The sequence below is a fragment of the Tahibacter soli genome (assembly GCF_025717065.2).
Lineage (GTDB): Bacteria > Pseudomonadota > Gammaproteobacteria > Xanthomonadales > Rhodanobacteraceae > Tahibacter > Tahibacter soli.
Genome location: NZ_JAOVZO020000016.1, coordinates 1 through 5,932 on the forward strand (window position 1 = coordinate 1; position 5,932 = coordinate 5,932).

The 5,932-nt window shown below is 51.5% G+C and carries 2 tRNA genes and 3 rRNA genes; all 5 read right to left on the minus strand.

Annotation, left to right across the window (positions count from 1 at the left end):
* Window positions 1-293 precede the first annotated feature (293 nt).
* The 5 genes from rrf to OD750_RS11265 all read right to left on the minus strand — a co-directional run bounded on the left by rrf (window position 294) and on the right by OD750_RS11265 (window position 5,762).
* A 5S ribosomal RNA gene (gene rrf / locus OD750_RS11245) occupies window positions 294-406 on the minus strand.
* 219 nt (window positions 407-625) lie between these two features.
* A 23S ribosomal RNA gene (locus tag OD750_RS11250) occupies window positions 626-3,512 on the minus strand.
* A gap of 348 nt (window positions 3,513-3,860) precedes the next feature.
* Window positions 3,861-3,936 (minus strand) — tRNA-Ala (locus tag OD750_RS11255).
* A gap of 18 nt (window positions 3,937-3,954) precedes the next feature.
* Window positions 3,955-4,031 (minus strand) — tRNA-Ile (locus OD750_RS11260).
* A 202-nt stretch (window positions 4,032-4,233) separates the two neighbouring features.
* A 16S ribosomal RNA gene (locus tag OD750_RS11265) occupies window positions 4,234-5,762 on the minus strand.
* The 16S, 23S and 5S rRNA genes sit together here with 2 tRNA genes alongside, the layout of an rRNA operon.
* Window positions 5,763-5,932: the final 170 nt, after the last annotated feature.

Consider the following 5,932-nt stretch of genomic DNA (forward strand, 5'->3'; position numbering starts at 1 on the left):
AGCTCAAGTGTCTGGCCTAGGCCTAACTTCTTGTTTTTTGCTTAGCCACTAACGCATTCGCTAGCAGCGCAGAAGCGGGATTATGACTGATTTTTTTACTATCGTCAACACCTATTGCATGCGATTCACATCACTTGCTGGCCTCTGCTTCGCATCACCCGACATGAAGCCAGGCTGATCCGCATTTACAAACACTGCGCGCAGTCGCTTGTAGCTGAAGACCTCACACCACATGATGTAGCGCGCGGAGACAGAAACGCCCGGTCGGCTGACCGGGCGTTTTGCTGATATTAGCCTGACGATGACCTACTTTCACACGGGAATCCGCACTATCATCGGCGCTGAGGCATTTCACTGTCCTGTTCGGGATGGGAAGGAGTGGGACCACCTCGCTATGGTCATCAGGCTTAACTGGTTGGCTTGACTGTTCTTTGCGAACAATCAGGCCCAATTTGTAGAGTCTGCGCAGTATACCAAGATTTGGTGTACTGCGCGTCGAATCAGCTTTGATTTTGATTGCGTTCAATGCTCAGACTTCTGAAGAACGGCATAACGTGCTGTGTTACTCAACTGTTCTCTGTTGACAGCCATAGCTTTTCATAAGCTCAAGCACAGTCAAAGTTATAGGGTCAAGCCTCACGGGCAATTAGTACTGGTTAGCTTAACGCATTACTGCGCTTCCACACCCAGCCTATCAACGTCCTGGTCTCGAACGACCCTTCAGGGGGCTCAAGGCCCCGGCAAGACTCATCTTGAGACGAGTTTCCCGCTTAGATGCTTTCAGCGGTTATCTCTTCCGCACTTAGCTACTCGGCGATGCCACTGGCGTGACAACCGATACACCAGAGGTGCGTCCACTCCGGTCCTCTCGTACTAGGAGCAGGCTCTCTCAATCTTGCAGCGCCCACGGAAGATAGGGACCAAACTGTCTCACGACGTTTTAAACCCAGCTCACGTACCTCTTTAAATGGCGAACAGCCATACCCTTGGGACCGGCTACAGCCCCAGGATGAGATGAGCCGACATCGAGGTGCCAAACACCGCCGTCGATATGAACTCTTGGGCGGTATCAGCCTGTTATCCCCAGAGTACCTTTTATCCGTTGAGCGATGGCCCTTCCATACAGAACCACCGGATCACTTTGTCCTACTTTCGTACCTGCTCGACTTGTCAGTCTCGCAGTCAAGCACGCTTATGCCAATGCACTATCAACACGATTTCCGACCGTATTTAGCGTACCTTCGAACTCCTCCGTTACACTTTGGGAGGAGACCGCCCCAGTCAAACTGCCCACCATACACTGTCCCCAATCCCGGATAACGGGACCAAGGTTAGAACCTCAAACACACCAGGGTGGTATTTCAACGTTGGCTCCAAGCAAACTAGCGTCCACTCTTCAAAGCCTCCCACCTATCCTACACAGGTCTGTTCAAAGTCCAATGTAAAGCTACAGTAAAGGTTCATGGGGTCTTTCCGTCTTTCCGCGGGGAGATTGCATCATCACAAACATTTCAACTTCGCTGAGTCTCTGGAGGAGACAGTGTGGCCATCATTACTCCATTCGTGCAGGTCGGAACTTACCCGACAAGGAATTTCGCTACCTTAGGACCGTTATAGTTACGGCCGCCGTTTACTGGGACTTCAGTCAAGAGCTTGCACCCCATCATTTAATCTTCCAGCACCGGGCAGGCGTCACACCCTATACGTCGACTTTCGTCTTTGCAGAGTGCTGTGTTTTTAATAAACAGTTGCAGCCACCGATTCTCTGCGGCCTCATTCTGCTCACCAAGTAAATGGTTCACTACTAGAGGCACACCTTCTTCCGAAGTTACGGTGTCAATTTGCCGAGTTCCTTCTCCAGAGTTCTCTCAAGCGCCTTAGAATACTCATCTCGCGCACCAGTGTCGGTTTGCGGTACGGTCAATCTATAAGCTGAAGCTTAGTGGCTTTTCCTGGAAGCAGGGTATCACTCACTTCGTCTGCAAGCAGACTCGTTATCACGCCTCATCTAAGCTCTCCGGATTTGCCTAAAGGGCACGACTACACGCTTGAACCGGGACATCCAACAGCCGGCTGAGCTAACCTTCTCCGTCCCCACATCGCATTATAGATCGGTACAGGAATATTTACCTGTTTCCCATCAGCTACGCATCTCTGCCTCGCCTTAGGGGCCGACTCACCCTACGCCGATGAACGTTGCGTAGGAAACCTTGCGCTTTCGGCGAGGGGGCTTTTCACCCCCTTTAACGCTACTCATGTCAGCATTCGCACTTCTGATACCTCCAGCAGGCTTCACAACCCACCTTCACAGGCTTACAGAACGCTCTCCTACCACGTGCAATAAATTGCACATCCGCAGCTTCGGTAACTGGCTTAGCCCCGTTACATCTTCCGCGCAGGACGACTCGATCAGTGAGCTATTACGCTTTCTTTAAATGATGGCTGCTTCTAAGCCAACATCCTGACTGTTTTAGCCTTCCCACTTCGTTTCCCACTTAGCCAATTTTGGGGACCTTAGCTGGCGGTCTGGGTTGTTTCCCTCTTGAGTCCGGACGTTAGCACCCGGTGCTCTGTCTCCCAAGCTGTACTCATCGGTATTCGGAGTTTGCAATGGTTTGGTAAGTCGCCATGACCCCCTAGCCATAACAGTGCTCTACCCCCGATGGTAATACTTGAGGCACTACCTAAATAGTTTTCGGAGAGAACCAGCTATTTCCAAGTTTGTTTAGCCTTTCACCCCTATCCACAGCTCATCCGCTAATTTTGCAACATTAGTCGGTTCGGACCTCCAGCACCTGTTACGGTACCTTCATCCTGGCCATGGATAGATCACTTGGTTTCGGGTCTACACCCAGCGACTAATTCGCCCTATTCGGACTCGATTTCTCTACGGCTTCCCTATTCGGTTAACCTCGCCACTGAATGTAAGTCGCTGACCCATTATACAAAAGGTACGCAGTCACCCTTGCGGGCTCCTACTTTTTGTATGCATGCGGTTTCAGGATCTATTTCACTCCCCTCCCGGGGTTCTTTTCGCCTTTCCCTCACGGTACTAGTTCACTATCGGTCGATTACGAGTATTTAGCCTTGGAGGATGGTCCCCCCATATTCAGACAGGATTTCTCGTGTCCCGCCCTACTCTGTCTTGCGCTTAGTTCCACACCGCAGCATTTTTCATACGGGGCTATCACCCGCTATGGCCGGACTTTCCATTCCGTTCTGATATACACGATGCTAAAACGTAAAGGCTACTCCGATTTCGCTCGCCGCTACTTTCGGAATCTCGGTTGATGTCTTTTCCTCGAGCTACTGAGATGTTTCAGTTCACCCGGTTCGCCACACATGACCTATGTATTCAGTCATGAGTTACCGCTCGCGCGGTGGGTTTCCCCATTCAGAAATCTCCGGATCAAAGCTAATTTGCCAGCTCCCCGAAGCTTATCGCAGGCTATCACGTCCTTCGTCGCCTGTAATCGCCTAGGCATCCACCACATGCACTTAGTCACTTGACCCTATAACTTTGACACCGCTGACTGCAGTGTCGGTCAAGAACTCGTACAAACCCGTTTCATCGGTCTATACGTATATTGAGTATTTACGCGTTACGCCGTTCTTCATAATCTAATCAATTTGCTTGCTTAGTTGAAGTCTATGTTTGACGCAATCAAAATGCTACTAGCGGCACGGTGCTCAGACTCCCTTTACAAGAGCCTCAAGCTTTCCGCTAGCAGCGCTGATTCGACTCTACAAATTGTTAAAGAACAACAGCCAATTTGAACTGACAAACCAGAACAACCCCTCGCACTTGCAGCACGCGGATGCTTTGGTTTGTCAACTCAGAATCGATATCAGATGTGAGTTGGTGGAGGATGACGGGATCGAACCGACGACCCCCTGCTTGCAAAGCAGGTGCTCTCCCAGCTGAGCTAATCCCCCCGGATATTTTCAAATCCGTGGTGGGTCTGGCTGGATTCGAACCAGCGACCCCCGCCTTATCAAGACGGTGCTCTAACCGACTGAGCTACAGACCCACGCGTTATTCACTCGTGGCCCGTCTCGGATCTGCAGCTTGCCCCGTCTCTGCAACTGCTAGGCCAGCTCCGCAGGCTCACGCTTCATTCACTCTTGCAGTTGAATTACAGCCGATAAGTGTGGGCGCTTAAATCTGAGTACATGTGGATCTCGCTCATGCTCAGTCACAAGTGACTCAACCGTGGCTCGATCATCTTCTAGAAAGGAGGTGATCCAGCCGCACCTTCCGATACGGCTACCTTGTTACGACTTCACCCCAGTCACGAACCCTGCCGTGGTAATCGCCCTCCTTGCGGTTAGGCTAACTACTTCTGGCAGAACCCGCTCCCATGGTGTGACGGGCGGTGTGTACAAGACCCGGGAACGTATTCACCGCGGCAAGCTGATCCGCGATTACTAGCGATTCCGACTTCACGCAGTCGAGTTGCAGACTACGATCCGGACTACGACCGGTTTTCTGGGATTAGCTCCCCCTCGCGGGTTGGCAGCCCTCTGTACCGGCCATTGTATGACGTGTGTAGCCCTACCCATAAGGGCCATGATGACCTGACGTCATCCCCACCTTCCTCCGGTTTGTCACCGGCAGTCTCATTAGAGTGCCCTTTCGTAGCAACTAATGACAAGGGTTGCGCTCGTTGCGGGACTTAACCCAACATCTCACGACACGAGCTGACGACGGCCATGCAGCACCTGTGTTCAGATTCTCTTTCGAGCACTCCCAAATCTCTTCAGGATCTCTGACATGTCAAGGGTAGGTAAGGTTTTTCGCGTTGCATCGAATTAAACCACATCATCCACCGCTTGTGCGGGTCCCCGTCAATTCCTTTGAGTTTCAACCTTGCGGCCGTACTCCCCAGGCGGTCAACTTCACGCGTTAGCTACGTTACTGAGAAGAAACCCTCCCAACAACCAGTTGACATCGTTTAGGGCGTGGACTACCAGGGTATCTAATCCTGTTTGCTCCCCACGCTTTCGTGCATGAGCGTCAGTACAGGTCCAGGGGATTGCCTTCGCCATCGGTGTTCCTCCGCATATCTACGCATTTCACTGCTACACGCGGAATTCCATCCCCCTCTACCGTACTCTAGCCATGCAGTCACAAATGCAGTTCCCAGGTTGAGCCCGGGGATTTCACATCTGTCTTGCATAACCGCCTGCGCACGCTTTACGCCCAGTAATTCCGATTAACGCTTGCACCCTACGTATTACCGCGGCTGCTGGCACGTAGTTAGCCGGTGCTTATTCTTCAGGTACCGTCATTAGGCTTCTGGGTATTAGCCAGAAACCCGTTTCTTCCCTGACAAAAGCGGTTTACAACCCGAAGGCCTTCTTCCCGCACGCGGCATGGCTGGATCAGACTTTCGTCCATTGTCCAAAATTCCCCACTGCTGCCTCCCGTAGGAGTCTGGGCCGTGTCTCAGTCCCAGTGTGGCTGGTCGTCCTCTCAGACCAGCTACAGATCGTGGCCTTGGTGGGCTTTTACCCCACCAACTAGCTAATCTGATATCGGCCGCTCCAATTGCGCGAGGTCTTGCGATCCCCCGCTTTCACCCTCAGGTCGTCATGCGGTATTAGCCACTCTTTCGAGTAGTTATCCCCCACAACTGGGCACGTTCCGATATATTACTCACCCGTTCGCCACTCGTCAGCTTAACCTGTTACCGTTCGACTTGCATGTGTAAGGCATGCCGCCAGCGTTCAATCTGAGCCAGGATCAAACTCTACAGTTCGATCTTGATTTTACTCAACGGAATCGACTAAAACCACAACAAATTTCTTTGCATGATTCCAATCAAATATTTCCGTGAGCGTTTAAAGTCAAGAGACTTGATACTCGGTCACCCGAATATCAAGTACTCATCTTCAAACGCCCACGCTTATCGGCTGTGAATTATTAAAG